Source organism: uncultured Algibacter sp. (assembly GCF_947487605.1).
Taxonomy (GTDB): domain Bacteria; phylum Bacteroidota; class Bacteroidia; order Flavobacteriales; family Flavobacteriaceae; genus Algibacter_D.
Genome location: NZ_CANKXK010000008.1, coordinates 32,213 through 51,673 on the forward strand (window position 1 = coordinate 32,213; position 19,461 = coordinate 51,673).

Consider the following 19,461-nt stretch of genomic DNA (forward strand, 5'->3'; position numbering starts at 1 on the left):
AATAAAGGTTCTTGTCATTGCGAAGGAGGTACGACTGTGGCAATCTTTTAGTTAAAAATTCAATAGAAAAGATTCCCGCGCTTCGCTCGGAATGACAGATTTTAAAAGCGCAAATTTAAACTTATTATAACAATGTTGAAAGTTTAAACGTTGTAATCCTGAAACATCAGTAATTATTTTAAATTTTGTATTTGAAAACAAAAAATTGCATTTAAATAAAAGGATTCCCGCTTTCACGGGAATAACAAATTCAATTGAAACCAAAAGACTTATGCCTTTTGAAGTTTCTTTTCATATACTTTATTATTTTTACAGCATTAATCCAACAACTTTATGAGTTCATCCTTTGAAAAGCACCAAAAACGAAAACTTGTTTCTTCATACTTTTCGGTTGTTTTAAGTATTGCCTTAGTATTATTCTTATTAGGATTATTGGGTCTTTTGGTACTTAATGCTAAAAAAGTGTCGGATCATTTTAAGGAGCAGGTAGTCGTAACTATCTATTTAAAAGATTCTGCTAAGGATGTTGAAAAAAAACAGCTTGAGAAAAGTTTAGCGATGTCTGATTATGTGAAGTCTACAGAATACGTGTCTAAAGAACAGGCTGCTGAATTTATGAAAGCTGAAAATGGTGAAGATTTTATGGATTTTGTTGGTTATAATCCGCTTCAAAACTCAATAGACGTGCATCTAAAAGCAGATTTTGTAACCTCTGAACAACTTGAAAAAATTTCTGCCGAAGCCCTTAGCAAAAACTTTGTAGATGAAGTTTCTTATGACAATGATTTAGTTAACCTTATGAACGATAACGTTAAAAAAATAAGCTTTTGGGTATTATTTATTAGTGCCATATTTACTTTAATAGCTGTTTTATTAATTAATAGTTCCATAAGGCTAGCGGTGTATTCTAAAAGATTTACCATTAAAACTATGCAAATGGTTGGTGCAACAAAGCAGTTTATTAGAAGACCTTTTGTTTGGAAAAGCATCAAACTTGGCATTATTGGTGCTGTTTTAGCACTTATTGGGATGGCTTTTGTACTATACTATTTAAACCGCACTTTCCCTGAGTTAGGTTTATTAAACAAACCTTTTTTGGTTGTTCTACTTTTTGTGTTCGTTTTTGGATTGGGTATTATTATTACTTGGATAAGCACACATTTTGCAACCCAACGCTTCTTGAATTTAAAAACAGACCAGTTGTATTATTGATTTTATAAAAACCTTAAGATTATCATATAAATAAATTGAGTTAATTTGCACTGTTGAATATCATATAAAATGGGAGAGAAAAAACGTAAAGAAAACACAAAACCAGTTTTTGTTTTTGGAAAGAAAAACTACAAATTTATGTTTATTGGTTTAGCTTGTATTGCCATTGGTTTTATATTAATGTCTGGAGGAGGAAGTGACGACCCAAATGTTTTTAACCCTGAAATATTTTCTTGGACACGTATTCGTTTAGCACCAACTTTAGTGTTGATTGGCTTTGGTATTCAGATCTATGCTATTTTATTGAATCCAGATAAGAAGTAATGGATATTTTAGACGCAATCATTCTTGGTATAATTCAAGGACTTACCGAATTTTTACCAGTCTCTTCTAGTGGGCATTTAGAATTAGGTAAAGCAATTCTGGGTGATAATTCTGTACCAGAAGAAAGCTTACTATTTACAGTAGTGCTTCATTTTGCAACAGCATTAAGTACTATTGTTGTTTTTAGAAAAGATATTTTAGATTTAATTAAAGGCGCTCTTAAGTTTAAATGGAATGATGATTTACAGTTTATTTCTAAAATTGCAGTTTCTATGATTCCAGCTGTTATTGTTGGTTTATTTTTTGAAGAACAATTGGAAGCACTTTTTGGCGGTAATATTCTATTGGTAGGCTGTATGCTAATTGTTACAGCCATTTTATTATACTTAGCAGACAAAGCAAAAGATACCAATAAAAAAGTATCGTTTAAAAATGCTTTTGTAATTGGAATTTCTCAAGCCATAGCTATGCTACCTGGAATTTCGCGTTCTGGAGCTACCATTTCAACATCGGTTTTATTAGGAAACGATAAAACTAAGGCTGCCCGTTTTTCATTCTTAATGGTTGTCCCATTAATTTTTGGAAAAATTGCTAAAGATGTATTAAGTGGTGATTTAACTTATGATTCAGGAAACTTTACAGCATTATCTATTGGTTTTATAGCCGCTTTTATTGCGGGTTTGTTTGCTTGTACTTGGATGATCGCACTTGTTAAAAAAAGCAAGCTCACTTATTTTGCTATCTATTGTGTTATTGTTGGTCTTGTTGCTATTTTATTTTCATTATTAAATTAACATGAAAACACTAGAAGACTACCAATCTGGTCAAGTTCTTTTAATAGATAAACCATTAAACTGGACCTCCTTTCAAGTTGTAAATAAACTGCGTTGGGAAATAAAACAAGCTTTTAAAATTAAAAAGATAAAAGTTGGGCATGCTGGTACCCTAGACCCATTAGCAACAGGATTATTAGTGCTTTGTACTGGTAAAATGACCAAACAAATAGATTCCTTCCAAGCACAGATTAAAGAATATACAGGCACTTTTGTAATAGGCAGTACGACACCTTCTTTTGATCTAGAAACAGAAATAAATGAACGCTTTCCAACAGAACATATTACAGAAGATTTAATAAAAAAGACCACAAAACAGTTTACTGGTGAAATACAACAATTTCCACCAATATTTTCTGCTATTAAAAAAGATGGCAAACGCTTGTACGAATTCGCTAGAGCTGGCGAAGATGTTGAAATAAAACCAAGAACGGTTCATATTTCAGAATTTGAAATTATTAAAATTGACACTTCGACGCAGTCTATCTTGAGCAAAGTCGAAGGGCTCAGTACTAGTTTAATAAATATTGAATTTAGAGTAATCTGTAGTAAAGGGACTTACATTCGTTCTTTAGCCAACGATTTTGGAAAAGCACTAAAATCTGGTGCACACTTATCTGCTCTTAGACGTACAAAAATTGGCAGCTTTAATCTCGATGAAGCCCTTAGTATAGAAGACTTTATAAGGACGCTAAAAGTCTAGATTCTATAATTTTACGTATATTTCGTGAAGAATTGCTATAAATAAACTTGGATTTGCACCTAACAGATCAACATAAAGCCCTACTTATAACGCTCCTAATATCGGGAACCGTTGTCATGTCTGTTTTTAATTTAAGTCTTAAAAAACAGAGTGAATTCCTTTCTGAAAGTTATTATGAAGTCGAGCCTGAGGAAGAATTAACAGAAGAAGAAGTTAAACTACTTGAAGCACTAGAAAAATTAAATGCTAGTAAAGCTGAAACCAACAATGCTTTTAATGAAACACAACAAAGCAAGCAGTTCGCCCAAGCATACAAACCCATTGCGCCTCCTGAAGACTACGAATATCCTAAATCGAACGCAGATAATTTAAGCGACGGTAGCAATCAAGAAACTAAAAAGCATGAACCTATAGAACCTAGCATAGATAAGGATAAGTTATCTTCTTTTGATAAGGTAAACGATTTGCTTAAAAAACAGCAAGACGATGGTAACAATGCTAAAAGTACTATTAGTTTTTCTTTAAAAGACAGAACAAAAGTTCATATACCTATTCCAATTTATCTGTGCGAAGTCGATGGTAAAATTGTTGTAAATATTACTGTAAATGCAAAAGGTGGTGTTACAGATGCTTATGTTAATACCTCCTCTACTTCTTCGAACGAATGTTTAATTGAGCATGCCTTGGAATATGCTAAAGAGTCTTTATTTAGTGCCGACCCTTCCAAAACATCCCAAATTGGCTCAATTACCTTTTATTTTATTGGCAAACATTAGGTTTTAGCTCACACAACATCTCTGTAACGTCTTCAATTATATTTTGACCTTTATCTTTATTATACCAATGCTGTAAATCCTCCTTAAACTCTGGAGTCAATTTGCCATACATAACCTTAAATCGATTAACATAACTTGTTGCTTCGCTTGGTCTTGGCCCGAAAGTATTTATAACCTCTCCCGAGGCATCATCAATCATAAGAAGTTTTGGAATAGCTCTATTACCATTAGTTAAAAAGGCTTCCATTAACTCTGGATTTTCATCTCTTAGAACTAATCTTAAATCAATATTACCTTTAAACTCAGCTAGCTTATTTAACACCGGAATTACATGTGCTGCATCACCACACCAGCTTTCAGTAATCACTAACCAGGTTACTTTTTCATCAAATACATTTAAACGAGCTTTTATTTCCTCAGAAAGTTTTACTGTTTTATCCCAACGCTTCATACGTCTATTGTTAAGCTTTGTGTAATTTGCTAAAGCCTCTGTTTTCTCTAAACCTGTAGTAGAATTTTCTTCGGCTAATTGCTTAACTAAATCTCGATATGCTTGATAAGATATACTTTTCTGCAAGCTATTTTTAACAATTGAACTCATAATCTTATTTTTTGACCATACAAAATTAGTATCTTGGTATTTCAATTAAGATGATATTTGTCATACTTAGTAATTAATACTTACTTTATTTAGATAACTGTTTTAAATGAGCTTATAACTTTTACTTATAATGAAAAAATATAGATGTAATTGGTGTATTGGCGACCCTTTATATGAAGCATACCACGATCAAGAATGGGGTGTTCCAGTTTACGATGATGCTACTCTTTTTGAATTCTTAATTTTAGAAACATTCCAAGCAGGTTTAAGTTGGATTACTGTATTACGAAAGCGCGAAAACTTTAGAAATGCATTTGATAATTTTGATTACAAAAAAATAGCCAATTACAACCAAGATAAAATTGATACCTTATTGCAAGATGCTGGTATTATTAGAAATAAACTCAAGGTAAAAGCGACTATCACCAATGCGCAATCGTTTATGAATATACAAGATGAATTTGGTTCTTTCAGCAAATATATTTGGGCGTTTGTAGATGGGAAGCCTATAAAAAATGCATTCAAAAATTTAAGTGACATTCCCGCAAATACACCCTTAAGCGACACCATTAGTAAAGATTTAAAAAAACGCGGATTTAAATTTGTTGGTACTACCGTAATTTATGCGCACATGCAAGCCACAGGTATGGTGAATGACCATGAAACTAGTTGTTTTAGATATGAAGAAATTTAATCTATTTAATATGCCTTTATAATTTAAACCCATTGAATGTTATATCGTAAAAGCTAAACCAAATCGTTATTTCTTAGACAATATCAAACTGATAAGTTCTCCAAAAATTCATCTCTAGAAATCTCCTCTGCCCCTAAACTCTCAAGATGATTGGTATAAACTTGACAATCTATTAATTTATAATTTGTATTTTTAATGAAAGTTATGAATCCAACTTTACTAGCATTACTTTCTTTTGTAAACATACTTTCACCACTAAATACATTATTGCCTAAATCTATGCCGTAGAGTCCTGCAACTAGCAAATCTTCTTTCCAAACCTCAACAGACTTTGCAAATCCTAGTTCATGCATTTTTACATAGGCTTCTATCATGTTTTCAGTTATCCAGGTACCAGTTTGTCCTTGTCTATTAACTTTAGAACATTCGGTTATAACCTCTTTAAAAGCTTTATTAATAGTTACTTTATAATCTTTAATTCGAAGCACTTGTTTCATACTTTTAGAAACTTTTAGTTTTTCTGGAAACAAAACAAAACGCGGGTCGGGAGACCACCACAAAATAGGCTCTTCTACTTCAAACCACGGAAAAATACCATTCTTATATGCTAGCAATAATCTTTCAATAGATAAATCACCACCAATAGCTAATAAACCATCTGGAGAAGCATTGTTAACGTGGGGAAACCATATATCTTTATCTAAATAGTGCAATTTCTAGTAAAATAAAAACCTCAATGTTTTTTGAATACAATGAGGTTTGATTTATTAGACCCTTCGACTACGCTCAGGGCGACATCTTTAAACTTATTAAAAAGGTAAATCGTCGTGATCTTCTTCTTTTAAATCACCTGCAGGTTCAAAAGCATCCATTGGTGGTACAGGTGGTAAATTATCAGCTCCAGCTTCTGCTTGTAAGGCCTCAATTCTCCAACCTTGAATCGAGTTAAAATACTTAGTTTCACCCTGTGGGTTAACCCATTCTCTACCTCTTAAATTAATATTGACTTTAACTTGTTGACCAACTTGATAGCTGTTTAATAAGTCTGTTTTATCTTGAACAAATTCCACCATTATATGCTGTGGGTATTGCTCCTCTGTTGTTACTACCAATTCCCTTTTTCTGAAACCATTTGCTCCAAACGTTTGCGTTTCACCAATTACTTTAATTCTTCCTTGAACTTCCATTTAATCTATTATTTAATCTTTATTTATACTGTTCGCTTATTTTTCAACTTAACAAAATATTCCAAGCATTTTCTACATCACCAAAACTTAAATAATTCTGCGCTAATTTATGTTTTTCTCTTTGTGTTGCATTTTTAATATTCGGGTAGTTACTAACAACATTTTCTAAAAAAGCATCAACTTTGTCTTGCTTTGGCAAAGCTTCAACATTTGCCAACATTCCCAAATCGTTCCCTGTTAGTATCATACTATTTCTAACATGCTCTGGCAAATTATCTACTCCTATTCCTAAAGTCGATAATGGCTTTGGAATTTCAAAAAACCCCTTATTGGCACGACTGTAATAACTACCTCCTGCTCTTGACACCAAATCTAATTTCTCTTGATTAATTACGCCGTTTGCGTCTAAAACGTCATTATCTATATGAAACTTTACAACTTCGCAAATTATTAAATTTCCGGCGCCACCCTGGGCTCCTAGTTTAATAATATCATTAACCTTACATTCAAACTGAACTGGCGATTCTGCTACTCGAAAAGGTTTTACCACATCCGATTCTAACATGGTTAGACCTGCTTTTTCAAATTCATTTACGCCCTCAGCATATTCTGTACTACTTAAAGACATTTGATGCACCAAATCATAATTAACAACATTTATAACGACCTCCTTAGTTATTTCGGCATTAAGTAATGTATGCTTTACCGTATTATCTTTTACTCGACGCGCTGGTGAAAAAATCATCACAGGCGGATTTGCACTAAACACATTAAAGAAACTAAACGGCGATAAATTAGGATTTCCATCAACATCCATGGTACTTGCAAAAGCTATGGGTCTTGGCGCCACAGAACTTAACAAATAACTATGTAATTTCCCCGTCGCTAATGCTTTAGGGTCGAATGATGTCATACCAATTTTTAATTTGAACAAATGTAACTAATATGCCATGTAACTAAAAACCGATTTACTAACAACTTGCACAATAATATTAACAGATTTGCATTATATTACATGTAAAAATTAATATTCATGATTTTCATAAAGTACAAAAACTCTTTACGTTGGGTAATGATAGCAATTTCATTTGTTATTGTATCGCTTATTTTATGGAATACGTATGAGTTCTTTCAGAATTTTAAGGCTGAAGAACGTGTGAAAATGCAAAATTGGTCTTTTGCTCAAAAAGAATTAAATAAAACCTCAAATTTAAATACTGATATTGGTGAACTTCCTATAGAAATTCTACAAAGCAATAAAACCACCCCAATGATTATAGTAAATCAAGATGGGGGCTATGACACTAAAAACATTGATGAAAAAGTTGCAAACGACTCTATTAAAATTCAAAAGCTTATTGATAAGTTTAAGAACGAATACAACCCCATTAAAGTAACTTATGACAATAAAGTACTGCAAACCATATACTATGGAAACTCTCCCTTGTTAAATAAGTTAAAATATTATCCTTTAGCATTACTGCTTATCATATTTCTTTTTGGTGCTGTTATTTATTTCTTTTACACGAGTAACAAAAATGCCATTCAAAACAAATTATGGTCTGGAATGGCAAAGGAAACAGCTCATCAAATAGGTACACCACTATCTTCTCTAATTGGTTGGACAGAAATATTAAAAAGCGAAAATGTTAACCCCAACTATATAACCGAAATTGAAAAAGACATTGATAGACTACAAACTATCACCGAACGTTTCAGTAAAATAGGCTCTGTAACAGCCCTAGAACCCATAGATATTGTAAAAGAAACTATTGATTCTTACGATTATTTAAAAACGAGATCTTCCAAATTAATTGAGTTTAATCTACTAACACCCAATGAAGAAATAAAAGTAAACCTCAACAAACAACTATACAGTTGGACTATAGAAAATTTAGTAAAGAATGCCATTGATGCTATGAAAGGTCGTGGAAAACTTACAGTTGAAATTGCTCAACTTGAAGACAATGTAAAAATTAATGTAACAGATACCGGTAAAGGTATTTTAAAAAAGAACTTTAATAAAATATTCGAACCTGGTTACACTACTAAAAAGCGAGGCTGGGGCTTAGGTTTATCTTTAACTAAGCGGATTATAGAAGATTTTCATAATGGTAAAATAAAAGTTTTACGGTCTGAAAAAAATAAAGGAAGTACTTTCCAAATCAGTCTTAAACGTGCAAATTAGTTATGTCTGAAAGGCTTATAAACATAAAAGAAGTTACTCTGAAAAATAACTGTCCCGAGTGCTACAGCAGTGATGGATTACGCTTAAATTTTAAGCAAAAAATAAAAGAAACTAAATTCTACAAATCCATTACTCCCGAAGTTATTAATGAACTTAATTGTATAACTTGCGACTCTGTTATTTACCCTGTACAATGGACAAATGATATTGAACGTGTAGTTGCCTATCAAAAAAGAGCTTTTACACCTAAGAAAGCTTCAACCTATCTAAAGAAAATGACTTGGATTGCTTTTTTAACTATTTTTATTGCCATAGCTTTAATAGTCTTTCTAATTCTCTATGTAGAATTATAAATGCGATTTAATTGTATCTGCAATTTGTTGAAACTCTTGCATACTCAATGTTACTTTTTGAATGAATCGAGCATCTTCCATAGATTGTAATGGAATTAAATGCACATGCGCGTGGGGTACTTCTAAGCCAATAACACTTATACCTATTCGTTTACAAGGAACTGCCTTTTCTAAGGCTATTGCTACTTTTCGAGAAAATGCCATCAACCCATTATAAGCAGTTTCATTTAAATCGAAAATTTTATCAACCTCCTTTTTAGGAATGCAAAGTGTATGTCCTTTAGCATTGGGGTTAACATCTAAAAATGCCAAAAAGTCCTCTGTTTCTGCAACTTTATAACAAGGAATTTCTCCGTTTACTATTTTAGTAAAAATAGACCCCATAATTTAATTATCTTGAAATTTCAATAATATCAAATTTCATCACGCCATTAGGCACTTGAATTTCAGCAACATCACCAACCGATTTCCCCAGCAATCCTTTTCCAATTGGGGAATTAACAGAAATTTTACCAGATGCTAAATCGGCTTCACCATCTGCAACCAAGGTATAATTCATTTCCATACCATTGGTTTGATTCTTTATTTTTACTTTAGATAGTACTAATATTTTAGAATTATCCATTTGAGATTCATCAATAACTCGTGCTCCTGCTAAGGCATCCTCAAGTTTAGAAATGCGCATTTCTAACATTCCTTGTGCTTCCTTAGCTGCATCGTACTCTGCATTTTCACTTAAATCGCCTTTATCTCTTGCTTCTGCAATGGCTCTAGACGCTTTTACGCGTTCTACATCTTTTAATTGCTTTAGCTCGTCTCTTAATTTTTTTAATCCCTCAGGTGTATAGTAAGATACTTTACTCATAACTTCATCGTTTACTTAATAAAAAGATTCCGAAACACACTTCAGTTAATTGTAGTGAAGAATTCGGAATAAAAAAATCCCGCTTACACGAGATTGTATAACAAAAGTACAAAATTTTAATGACATATTTAAGAATAGAAAAAAGTACTTTAGCTGCATTATCATAGAAGCGAAAAATGATATTAAGAAATAAACTTAACATTAATACCAATTTACTTTTTGTTGTAAATTGCACATTAAATTTTAAATAGCTAAATGAAATACTTTACTGTAATATTTGGAATAACATTTCTACTTTCATGCAGTAGTAATAGAGAAGAAAATGAAAATTGTAAATTTCTCTTTGATATTCCGATAAACGAAGTTATTAATTTAAACTTCTATCAAGAATTACTATTTTCAGGCAACTCTGTTAGAATTCCTAATGTAGGTAATGGAGGTATTATTATTGCATTCACTGGTGCCGATTATTTAGCTTGGGATGCTAGTGACCCAAATCATGCACAAAGTGCTTGTTCTGTACTTGAACCCTCTGGTTTAAATGCAACCTGTGGTTGTGAAGATAAGAATGAGTACAGCCTAGTAAACGGGCAACCCTTAAAAGATGGCACCTTACGATGTGTATTAAGAAATTACCGTGTGGAACAGAGCGGAAACACGCTTATAATATCTAATTAAAAAAGCGCAGTTAATTTTATAACTGCGCCTTAAATCCCTTCAAAATAAAGTTTAAAATTTTAGTGTCGCTCCAACCAAAAAGTTTGTTGTTGCTTGTGGGTAGTAAAAATTTTCGGTTATAGGCGCATCAAATGATCCTTCTGCTCTATAATAATAACTATAAGTATAACCATTAGACACGTATTCTGAATTAAACAAGTTATTTACTAACAGGTTTACCGCTATTTCTTTAATCCACTTAGGCTTAAATTTGTATGATAGGTTTAAGTTGTTTACAAAATAAGCATCAATACTTTTGCTATCATTAGAAGTGTTATCTAAATATTGTTTCCCCACATACTTAGACAATAACACAATGTTTCCGTTCTTAATTGGTGAAAAAGTTAATGTACTCCCAAAAATAACATTTGGCGAAAAAGAGATATCTGTATCTTCAAATTGGGTAACTACTGGTTCATAAGAAACCGTATTAAAGGTACTAGAATCATATTGAGTGTCATAAATTATATAATTAAATGCCTTAATTTTATTTTGACTAAAGGTAGCGTTTGCATCAATTCTAAATTGCTTAGAAACTTTATAACCTGCTTGCAATTCAATTCCAGCTCTATAACTCTTATCTACATTTTGTCTAATAGCATCACCAACATCATCCAACTCACCAGTTAAAACCAATTGATTATCATAATTCATATAATACAAATTGGCTGTAGTATAAAAAGTTGGTGTTTTAAGTTTGTAACCAAACTCAAAATCATGCAGTTTTTCTGATTTAGGGCGTATTGGGTTTTTAGTTAAATCGTCTCTATTTGGTTCTCTATTAGCAACAGCATAAGACCCATAAATACTATTATAATTATCTATCTTATAAGTTAAACCTAACTTAGGATTAAAAAAGTTATAAGATTCCTTTACATCAATGTTTAATAAATCTGAACTTGTCCCAACCGATTTATAATCTACTTTTCTGTATTGTAAATCTATTAATACGAATAAATTAGAACTCATATTATATTCAGCTTTTAAATATGTATTATAATCTTTTTTATCGCCAAAACTGAAATAATAATTACTTCTAACTGGAATTTCTGAAGGAAATGAATCCCAAATTACTTCTCCAAAATGATCTCCTTTATAAGTGTTGTAACCTCCACCAAGATAAAGGCTTAAATCATTTTTTCTATAGTTAAGTGAATACACTAATGCATAAAAATCATTATCAAGCCATCGCCTTCTTATAACATCACCTTCGTCTGAAGCGTTAGTACTATTTGGAAAATAATCCCCTAGATTTTCATCATCTTTATACTGCTCAAAATATCCTTTCCCTCTGGTATAATTTCCTGAAATATTAGCTGAAAAATGAGAGCTAAACTGATGAGAAGCGTGTAACTGATAATGTGTTTGCTGGTAGCTATCTACCTCATTATCATAAGTATAAAAATTATACGTTCTTCCAGAGTTTAATAAATTTTGAGTCTCAGTATTAGAGGGGAAATTTCTGTCGATAAATGCCTGAATTCCTGCTCTATCATTATTAACAACAGCTTCAGGTGTACCGTACCACGACTGGTAAGTCTCTTCTTTTCCACCAAACACAATAGCTTTTAATGATGTTTTTTTACTTAAAAACCCAGCTTCAAGATAATAGGAATTTAAGTCTGCTCTTGCTCTATCTATATAGCCATCACTTTGAATATTTGATAGTCTTCCTTCAGCATAAAAATTATTTTTAATTCCTGAACCGATACTAATATTATGCTTTCTAGTGCCAAAACTACCAACAGCATTGGTGGTGGTTGCATATCCATTAGTTGAAGGGTTTAAGGTTTTTAAATTCAAACTTGCTCCAAAAGCAGCCGACCCATTAGTTGATGTTCCTACTCCTCTTTGTAATTGTATATCTTCTACTGAAGATACAAAGTCTGGCATATTCACCCAAAATGTGCCTTGGCTTTCTGCATCATTATAGGGTATTCCATTAATTGTTACATTTACTCTGGTGGCATCGCTACCTCGCACACGGATTCCAGTGTAACCAACTCCAGCACCAGCATCACTTGTTGTAACCACAGATGGCAATTGGTCTAATAAAATAGGTAAGTCTTGACCTAAATTGATAGATTCCAGTTCTTCCTTGGTAATGTTTGTAAATGCAACAGGTGTTTTATCTTTAGCTCTAGTAGCAGAGAGTAAAACTTCATCAAGTTTTTCCGTTTTAGTTGAATCTTGTACTGTTTGATTTTGTTGTGCCTGAGCACTGACTGATAACACCAAAAGTGTTAAAAAAAGAAAAATGTTTTTCATTACGATTATGTTTATAATCGAATAAAAAGAGGTAATTATTCTTTGTTGTTAATAATTAGTTTTGAAGCAAAATGCTTCGTTTTCCTAGAGCCAATTGTAAAATCATCAAATTTGAAAATTCTTTGATTATAACTAAAAATGCTTATTAAAACACTTTTTTTGACTCGTATCCCTAAACAGCATTACCTGTTCTAGGTTCGTTGGGTATGATCTCAGCCGATAATAGGCACCCCTTTTTTGAGAACGCTGCAAATGTAATAACCAATTATCAATTATCAATTGTTAATTGGCAATTATTTTCAATCGATATCTGGTTTTTTCCTATTTGCCTTTCTCTGGGATAAAGATTTTTTATTCTTAAGTCGTTTCTCAATTATCGCCCTAGGTATTTTGGTTTTTTTACGCTTTTTAGGAATTATTAAAGATGTTCTTATTAATTCTAAAAAACGATTAATTACAATTTCTTTGTTTTTATGTTGACTTCTACTTTCTTGACATTGTAAAAGGAGAACACCTTCCTTTGTCAATCTACTTTGAAGGTTCTTATAAATGCGTTCTTTTTGTTCTTCATTAAAAACAATAGAATTAGTTAAATCGAACAAAAGTTCGATTTTTGAAGATACTTTATTAACATGTTGCCCACCGCTTCCTGAACTTCTTACAGCTTTAAATGTGAGTTCTTGCAATAAGGCTTCTTCATTAATCATTATAAAAATTGATGTGGTGCTTTTAGCAAATCGTTAACCGTTTTAACTGGGTTAAAAGTCATGAGCGGTACTTCAATAAAAATTGAATTCCAGTGCGCCATACTTCCATTCCATAAACCAGGGCGTTCAAGAGCTTTTATGTCTTGATCGAAAATGGATTTCTGAGTAATAAAATTGGCATTAGTATCTATAAATTCTTTTAAATCGAACAATTCGCCTTTATAGTTTTTTATACCACAAACAAAATCGGTGGGATTAAAATGGGTAGCATTTCTAACTATATTTTTTTGCGCTTCATTACTAAAATCCATTTGAGCAAATTCAACAACTTGCAAAGAAACATTTCCTTTTTTATCCTTTACCCAAAATGGTCCTCCACCAGGTTCTTTTTCATTTTTTACAATTCCTCCCACTCTAATAGGCCGATTAAGCTTATTTCTTAGATATTCTGCTTTCTTTTCTAATGAATATGATTGAAATTCATTTGAAATAATATGATTAAATCTATTAATTAAAAACTCTGATATTAAACTACATATTTCCTCATTTACACTCTCTTTATCAAGTTGATGTAAAAATTGGAAAACCTCCTTTTGGGCTTCAATTAAAACACCTGCTAATATTTTCTTATACTTGGCTAATTCTTTATGGTGCTTTGAAACTATAACATTATCAATGTTTTTAATAAAAATTAAATCATAATCTAATGCATTAAGATTTTCTAACAAGGAACCATGACCCGCAGCTCTAAATAATAACTCACCGCTAGAATCTCTATAAAGTTTATTATCTAAAGTAAGCGCAATAGTATCTGTCGATTTTTTTTGGTTTGAAAATGAAATATTAAAGCTCGTTCGTGTGTGTTCTTCTACATCTTCTTCAATATATTTAAATTCCTTATTAAACTCCTTACTATGATTTGGAGAAATAGTAAAATGAACATTTGCTATATTATTTGATGACGCATATAATGAAGCTTCATATAAGTGTTCTTCAAATGCAGTTGCTATATGATATTTATATCTGTGAAATGGCAATAATCCTTTTGGTAAAACGCTAAAATTTAAGCGATCTTGATTAATCATTGTTTTAATAAATTCCACACGTTTTTCATCATGCGAAAGGGTGTTAAAATTAGGAACATTCTCATGTATCTTATGAACGACCTCTTCAAAAAATGGCAATTTTTCTAAACCCGCAAAAAACACAGCAAGTCCAGAACCTTTATTTTTGTTTATATATCCATTGATGGTATCTTTAGTAATATCATAATCATTTAAAAACTTAAATAAAAACTTAAACATTCTTGTAGCAGCACCAGACGCAGGTACAAATTTTATTAAGGACAAACTATTTCGTTTGTCTTCAAAAACTTTAATATAATGATCCTGCTCATTGGTATCAAGCCTAAGAATGCCATTTCCAATTGAAGCTGCTTCAATTAAATGGGTAAAAGCCATTCCTCTTTTAATAATCTCTATCTGTTCATAAACCTGTTCTAAGGTTAAATCGTGATTCTGAATTTGTGCAATGTCGTTATCTGTAAAATTCAATACTAAATTTTTAAAAGCTTGTTAATATGATAAATAGCCGTTTCTAAACGTTCATTTTTACTTCCTCTTAGCAAAATGTAAGGTCTTTTGTTATTTATTAAAGTAGCCTCAAAAGCATCGAACATTCGTTGTCTGTCATGAGGTTTATCCCTTAAATCATCTGCTTCCCAAGGGGTATCAATATAAGTTAAAAAATATAAATTGTAGGTATTTTTTAGTGCATATTTTTCGAGAATTGGATTGCAACTTCCCAAATAATACGCTTCAGAATACACCTTGGTTTCGAGTAAATCTGTATCACAAATTAATACACTATCTGTCTTTTTACTCAATTCGTTTTCTAGTCGAATTTGCCCCTCTGCTATTGGTAGTAAATCTTTTGGCTCGCAAGTTTTACGCTCATTATTCCATTTGTTTTGCAAATATTCACGAGCATATTCAGGCACCCAAACCGAATTATAATGTCGTGCTAATTGCCTTGACAATGTTGTTTTTCCAGTAGATTCTGGCCCAAACAAAACAACCTTTATGCAGTTTGCAGGTTGTTGTTTATACTTTTCTTCCATGCAATATATCCTTGAACAGCTAATATAGTAAAGATTAAATATTGAAGTGATAACATTCCTAAACCTCGATATGCATAAAGTGGAATGGTAATTAAATTTCCAATAATCCATAAGGTCCAATTCTCTAGCTTTTTATTTGCCATATACCACATAGCGGTAAAGAAAATACCTGAGGTAAAAATATCTATGTAGTTTGGAATTTCTATGTTGTAATTAAACCCTTTATATACTAAATAAGTAACAAGCATAGTAAACAAAAACAATAGAAATCCAACTTTCTTCTCTTTTGCTGTGGTTCTAGAAATTGGAATTATATATTTATCTTCTTTCTTTCTAGACCAATTCCACCAACCATAAATACTCATTACTGAGTAATAAAAGTTCATCATCATGTCTCCAAAATATTGGTTTATATATAGAAGGTACACTGTAATAACCGTACAAATAATTCCTGTTGGATACACCAAAATGTTTTCCTGTTTCGCAAACCAAACGCTTAAAATTCCAAACACAAAAGCTATTGCCTCAAGTATTATTTGACTCGTCGGGGTATTGCGATAAGCATCAACGAAAAAATCAAAAATGTGGTTCATAATTGTATCTATCTGTTTTTACAATTTTCATAAGGAGTAAGCCATTTTCAATGAGATTAAAAGCCTCTTTTATTTCTGAAGTTAATAGTGACATAACTTCATCATAATCTCCGTAAACCTGAGTGCTTAAAGGATTTTCTATAACCTTAAGGTTTGATGCCCTCAATTTTTTAATTAAATGAATAATTGCTGGTTCGAAGTCATCTTGTAAAGGTGTCAACGTTAATTCTACTGATATTTTCATGTTTTATTTTTGTCATTCCCACGAAGGTGGAAATCTTTATCAAATTTATTAGATGCTGAAACAAGTTAAGCATGACAAATTACTTTCGCAATTCATCAAAAAACGATTCATCTTCCTCAAAAGCTGTACCTATAACAACTAAATCTGCCCCAGCATTATAAGCCATTTCCAACTGCTGCTTATTCTTAATTCCTCCACCAACTATTAATGGAATATTCAATTCATTTTTAACCGCAGAAATTATACCAGTAGTAATTGGCTGCAATGCGCCACTACCCGCTTCCAAATAAATTAATTTCATTCCTAAAAGTTCGCCAGCTTTAGCGGTATCTTTAATACTTAAAATATTGTTTCTTGAAATTGGTTTTGTATTTGTTACTTTCTCGACAGCAGTTATTTTTCCATTCTCAATTAAAATATAACCTGTTGGAATGACCTCAAGCTTCATTTTACTTAACTTTGAAACTGCTTGCACATGCTTCCCTATTAAATAATCTGGATTTCTTCCTGAAAGCAGTGATAAAAACAACAACCCATCTGCTTCACTTGTTAGTTGTGTAATATCTCCTGGGAAAAGTAAAATAGGTAGCTGCGTATACTTTTTTATTTCGCCTATCAAAACACCTGTTTCACTTTCATCAACATAACTTCCTCCAACAAAAATATGTGTTGCAATAGATACATTGACTTTCTGTATAAAGGTGTCTATATTTGCAATAACAAACTTATCAGGATCAATTAAAACGGCAAGTAATTTTTCGTTTTTTAAGATTGAAGATTCTATGTTCTGGTATATTTTTCCCATTTATACTGTGGCGTATGCGCAAGTAAATCCTTCAAATTCAAGACTCTGAATGTTAAACCTAGATTTCATACTATTATAATCAATCCAAGCCGTAGTTTCAGCAGAATTATCAGAAAAAGGGATTACCAAACAATGCTCTTTAAAGCTTAATCCTGGAGTTGCAAAAAGTTTATATAATGATTCTTTTACGCACCAAATAGTGGTAAGTTTCTTAATATAATCTGGGGCATTTTCATCTAAATAATTAAATTCATAGTCTATAAACTTATGTGCTATTACAGTTATCTTGTTTCGCTGTTTTTCAATGTCAATCCCAACAGGTTTGTCACTAATTATAACCGAAGAAAAATTAAACGAATGTGTTATAGAAATATGTTTTCCGTTTTTTAAATGAGGTTTCCCATTTTCATCATAAAACAAATCTGAATCTTGATAACCAAAAGCTCGCAATAAATATCTAATGCTTAAAAAACCCCTTCGATGTAGCTCACTTTTCATACCTAAAACGCGATCTAAACTTTCTGGTTTTAGTTCAAGTTCACTTAACAGAACATCAAAAGGTTCTGTTATTTTCCAGATTTTAACAGTTGTTTGTGAATTTGGGCTAATAGTTTTATAAAGTGGCATTTAATATTCTGAAAGTTATTGATTACCTTTGCACTTCCTAAACAATACAGTGCTTTTTGATAAGCGAATTTAAGTATTTTAAAGTACTAATCACAATGAAGTTTAGGTTTTAAAGACATAAGAAAAATTGATATGAGTACAAAAACAATTCCTTACGTAGCTAATAAAGTAAAAGATATTTCTCTTGCTGAATGGGGACGAAAAGAAATAGAATTGGCCGAAGCAGAAATGCCTGGACTAATGAGTCTTCGTGAAGAATATAAAAACGAGCAGCCATTAAAAGGCGCAAGAATAGCTGGATGTTTACACATGACGATCCAAACAGCGGTTTTAATTGAAACACTGCAAGCTTTAGGCGCAGAAGTTACATGGAGTTCGTGTAACATTTTCTCAACTCAAGATCAAGCTGCTGCTGCTATAGCTGCTGTTGGAACTGCAGTTTATGCATGGAAAGACATGACCGAGAAAGAATTTGATTGGTGTATCGAGCAAACCTTATTCTTCGGAGAAGACAGAAAACCATTAAACATGATTCTTGATGATGGTGGCGATTTAACAAACATGGTTTTAGATAAATATCCAGAATTAGCTGCTGGAATCAATGGTTTATCTGAAGAAACAACAACAGGAGTTCACAGACTTTATGAGCGTGTAAAAAACGGAACATTACCAATGCCTGCTATTAACGTTAACGATTCTGTAACCAAATCTAAATTCGATAACAAATACGGTTGTAAAGAAAGTGCAGTAGATGCCATTAGAAGAGCTACAGATATTATGTTAGCTGGAAAACGTGTAACCGTTTGCGGTTATGGCGATGTTGGAAAAGGAACTGCAGCCTCTTTTAAAGGTGCTGGAAGTATTGTAACTGTTACAGAAATTGACCCTATTTGTGCGCTACAAGCAGCTATGGATGGTTTTGAAGTTAAAAAACTAGAAACGGTTATCGGCAATACAGATATAGTAATAACAACAACAGGAAATAAAGATATTGTTCAAGGACGCCATTTTGAAGCTTTAAAAGACAAAGCTATTGTTTGTAATATTGGGCATTTCGATAACGAAATTGATATGGCTTGGTTAAACAAAAACCACGGACATACAAAAAACACCATCAAACCTCAAGTAGATAAATATACGGTTAACGGAAAAGACGTTATTATACTTGCCGAAGGGCGCTTAGTAAACTTAGGTTGTGCAACAGGCCACCCAAGTTTTGTAATGAGTAACTCTTTTACCAACCAAACTTTAGCGCAAATCGAGCTTTGGAATAATGCCGATGCATACGGAAACGATGTATATATGCTACCTAAAGCACTAGACGAAAAAGTAGCAAAATTACACTTAGCAAAAATTGGTGTAGAGCTTACAGAGCTTCGCGAAGACCAAGCAAGTTATATAGGTGTAACTGTTGATGGGCCTTATAAGCCAGAACATTACAGGTATTAATTAATTTTGTCATTCCCACGAAGGTGGGAATCTCATTAATTGAAACTAAATTATTATAAATCCAAATCCCAAGCATTAATGTTTGGGATTTTTTTATTAGGGCGTTACCACAAGGGTCGGGCTTTCGCCACTCGCTCCCTCCTACTTCGGGGATTTCAAACATGCCGTTCAATCCCTAACGCAGAAAATTCGTTTT

At 32.2% G+C, this 19,461-nt stretch carries 24 protein-coding genes; 10 read left to right on the forward strand and 14 right to left on the reverse strand.

What is annotated here, in order from left to right; translation table 11 throughout:
• Positions 1-333 precede the first annotated feature (333 nt).
• The 5 genes from Q0739_RS10220 (at position 334) to Q0739_RS10240 (ending at position 3,848) form a co-directional block, all read left to right on the forward strand.
• Complete coding sequence (locus Q0739_RS10220) at positions 334-1,212, forward strand: permease-like cell division protein FtsX (protein WP_298238631.1); 879 nt, start codon at positions 334-336, stop codon at positions 1,210-1,212.
• A 69-nt stretch (positions 1,213-1,281) separates the two neighbouring features.
• A complete protein-coding gene (locus Q0739_RS10225) occupies positions 1,282-1,536 on the forward strand; it encodes a DUF3098 domain-containing protein (protein WP_298238632.1) in 255 nt (84 codons plus the stop codon).
• Positions 1,536-2,330, forward strand: a complete 795-nt coding sequence (uppP, locus tag Q0739_RS10230; protein WP_298238633.1) for an undecaprenyl-diphosphatase UppP — start codon at positions 1,536-1,538, stop codon at positions 2,328-2,330. The genes Q0739_RS10225 and uppP overlap by 1 nt, the downstream gene beginning before the upstream one ends.
• 1 nt (position 2,331) lies before the next feature.
• Complete coding sequence (gene truB / locus Q0739_RS10235; protein ID WP_298238634.1) at positions 2,332-3,072, forward strand: tRNA pseudouridine(55) synthase TruB; 741 nt, start codon at positions 2,332-2,334, stop codon at positions 3,070-3,072.
• A 47-nt stretch (positions 3,073-3,119) separates the two neighbouring features.
• Positions 3,120-3,848, forward strand: a complete 729-nt coding sequence (locus Q0739_RS10240) for a hypothetical protein (RefSeq protein ID WP_298238635.1) — start codon at positions 3,120-3,122, stop codon at positions 3,846-3,848.
• On the opposite strand, the gene Q0739_RS10245 is transcribed toward Q0739_RS10240, so the two are convergent.
• Positions 3,832-4,449, reverse strand: coding sequence for a thioredoxin family protein (locus Q0739_RS10245; RefSeq protein ID WP_298238636.1), 618 nt, complete (start codon positions 4,447-4,449; stop codon positions 3,832-3,834). The genes Q0739_RS10240 and Q0739_RS10245 overlap by 17 nt on opposite strands.
• Before the next feature lie 130 nt (positions 4,450-4,579).
• Between Q0739_RS10245 and Q0739_RS10250 the strand changes: the two genes are divergently transcribed.
• Entirely contained in the window at positions 4,580-5,143 is a 564-nt protein-coding gene (locus Q0739_RS10250) for a DNA-3-methyladenine glycosylase I (protein ID WP_298238637.1), read from the forward strand.
• Between the two features lie 83 nt (positions 5,144-5,226).
• Here Q0739_RS10250 and aat read toward each other — a convergent pair whose 3' ends face one another.
• The 3 genes from aat to Q0739_RS10265 all read right to left on the reverse strand — a co-directional run bounded on the left by aat (position 5,227) and on the right by Q0739_RS10265 (position 7,243).
• Positions 5,227-5,856, reverse strand: coding sequence for a leucyl/phenylalanyl-tRNA--protein transferase (gene aat, locus Q0739_RS10255; protein WP_298238638.1), 630 nt, complete (start codon positions 5,854-5,856; stop codon positions 5,227-5,229).
• A 96-nt stretch (positions 5,857-5,952) separates the two neighbouring features.
• Entirely contained in the window at positions 5,953-6,330 is a 378-nt protein-coding gene (locus tag Q0739_RS10260) for a DUF3127 domain-containing protein (protein ID WP_298238639.1), read from the reverse strand.
• Between the two features lie 43 nt (positions 6,331-6,373).
• Positions 6,374-7,243, reverse strand: coding sequence for a flavin reductase family protein (locus Q0739_RS10265; RefSeq protein WP_298238640.1), 870 nt, complete (start codon positions 7,241-7,243; stop codon positions 6,374-6,376).
• Between the two features lie 120 nt (positions 7,244-7,363).
• Here Q0739_RS10265 and Q0739_RS10270 point away from each other — a divergent pair, with 120 nt between their 5' ends.
• The gene (locus tag Q0739_RS10270; RefSeq protein WP_298238641.1) at positions 7,364-8,518 is read left to right on the forward strand and encodes a HAMP domain-containing sensor histidine kinase; all 1,155 of its coding nucleotides are present in this window, start codon (positions 7,364-7,366) and stop codon (positions 8,516-8,518) included.
• Positions 8,519-8,520: 2 nt separating this feature from the next.
• Positions 8,521-8,871 (forward strand): hypothetical protein, encoded by a 351-nt coding sequence (locus tag Q0739_RS10275; protein ID WP_298238642.1) that lies wholly within the window; start codon positions 8,521-8,523, stop codon positions 8,869-8,871.
• On the opposite strand, the gene Q0739_RS10280 is transcribed toward Q0739_RS10275, so the two are convergent.
• Both Q0739_RS10280 and greA read right to left on the reverse strand, forming a co-directional pair.
• Complete coding sequence (locus Q0739_RS10280; RefSeq protein WP_298238643.1) at positions 8,866-9,255, reverse strand: HIT family protein; 390 nt, start codon at positions 9,253-9,255, stop codon at positions 8,866-8,868. The genes Q0739_RS10275 and Q0739_RS10280 overlap by 6 nt on opposite strands.
• Positions 9,256-9,262: 7 nt before the next feature.
• Entirely contained in the window at positions 9,263-9,736 is a 474-nt protein-coding gene (gene greA / locus Q0739_RS10285; RefSeq protein ID WP_298238644.1) for a transcription elongation factor GreA, read from the reverse strand.
• Between the two features lie 255 nt (positions 9,737-9,991).
• Here greA and Q0739_RS10290 point away from each other — a divergent pair, with 255 nt between their 5' ends.
• Positions 9,992-10,414, forward strand: coding sequence for a hypothetical protein (locus tag Q0739_RS10290; RefSeq protein ID WP_298238645.1), 423 nt, complete (start codon positions 9,992-9,994; stop codon positions 10,412-10,414).
• A gap of 51 nt (positions 10,415-10,465) precedes the next feature.
• On the opposite strand, the gene Q0739_RS10295 is transcribed toward Q0739_RS10290, so the two are convergent.
• From Q0739_RS10295 to Q0739_RS10330, 8 genes are all read right to left on the reverse strand, one after another.
• Positions 10,466-12,721 carry a TonB-dependent receptor gene (locus Q0739_RS10295; RefSeq protein ID WP_298238646.1) on the reverse strand — a complete coding sequence of 752 codons (2,256 nt, stop codon included), beginning with the start codon at positions 12,719-12,721 and terminating at the stop codon, positions 10,466-10,468.
• Between the two features lie 299 nt (positions 12,722-13,020).
• Positions 13,021-13,428, reverse strand: coding sequence for an alternative ribosome rescue aminoacyl-tRNA hydrolase ArfB (gene arfB, locus Q0739_RS10300; RefSeq protein ID WP_298238647.1), 408 nt, complete (start codon positions 13,426-13,428; stop codon positions 13,021-13,023).
• Entirely contained in the window at positions 13,428-14,981 is a 1,554-nt protein-coding gene (locus Q0739_RS10305) for a DUF4301 family protein (RefSeq protein ID WP_298238648.1), read from the reverse strand. Before Q0739_RS10305 ends, arfB begins: the two co-directional genes overlap by 1 nt.
• A 2-nt stretch (positions 14,982-14,983) precedes the next feature.
• Positions 14,984-15,547, reverse strand: coding sequence for an ATP-binding protein (locus Q0739_RS10310; protein ID WP_298238649.1), 564 nt, complete (start codon positions 15,545-15,547; stop codon positions 14,984-14,986).
• The gene (pnuC, locus tag Q0739_RS10315) at positions 15,508-16,140 is read right to left on the reverse strand and encodes a nicotinamide riboside transporter PnuC (RefSeq protein ID WP_298238650.1); all 633 of its coding nucleotides are present in this window, start codon (positions 16,138-16,140) and stop codon (positions 15,508-15,510) included. The genes Q0739_RS10310 and pnuC overlap by 40 nt, the downstream gene beginning before the upstream one ends.
• A complete protein-coding gene (locus Q0739_RS10320) occupies positions 16,124-16,384 on the reverse strand; it encodes a hypothetical protein (RefSeq protein ID WP_298238651.1) in 261 nt (86 codons plus the stop codon). Before Q0739_RS10320 ends, pnuC begins: the two co-directional genes overlap by 17 nt.
• A gap of 79 nt (positions 16,385-16,463) precedes the next feature.
• Positions 16,464-17,189, reverse strand: coding sequence for a geranylgeranylglyceryl/heptaprenylglyceryl phosphate synthase (locus tag Q0739_RS10325; RefSeq protein WP_298238652.1), 726 nt, complete (start codon positions 17,187-17,189; stop codon positions 16,464-16,466).
• Positions 17,190-17,816 (reverse strand): 4'-phosphopantetheinyl transferase superfamily protein, encoded by a 627-nt coding sequence (locus Q0739_RS10330; protein WP_298238653.1) that lies wholly within the window; start codon positions 17,814-17,816, stop codon positions 17,190-17,192.
• Positions 17,817-17,948: 132 nt separating this feature from the next.
• Between Q0739_RS10330 and ahcY the strand changes: the two genes are divergently transcribed.
• The gene (gene ahcY / locus Q0739_RS10335) at positions 17,949-19,265 is read left to right on the forward strand and encodes an adenosylhomocysteinase (protein WP_298238654.1); all 1,317 of its coding nucleotides are present in this window, start codon (positions 17,949-17,951) and stop codon (positions 19,263-19,265) included.
• Positions 19,266-19,461: the final 196 nt, after the last annotated feature.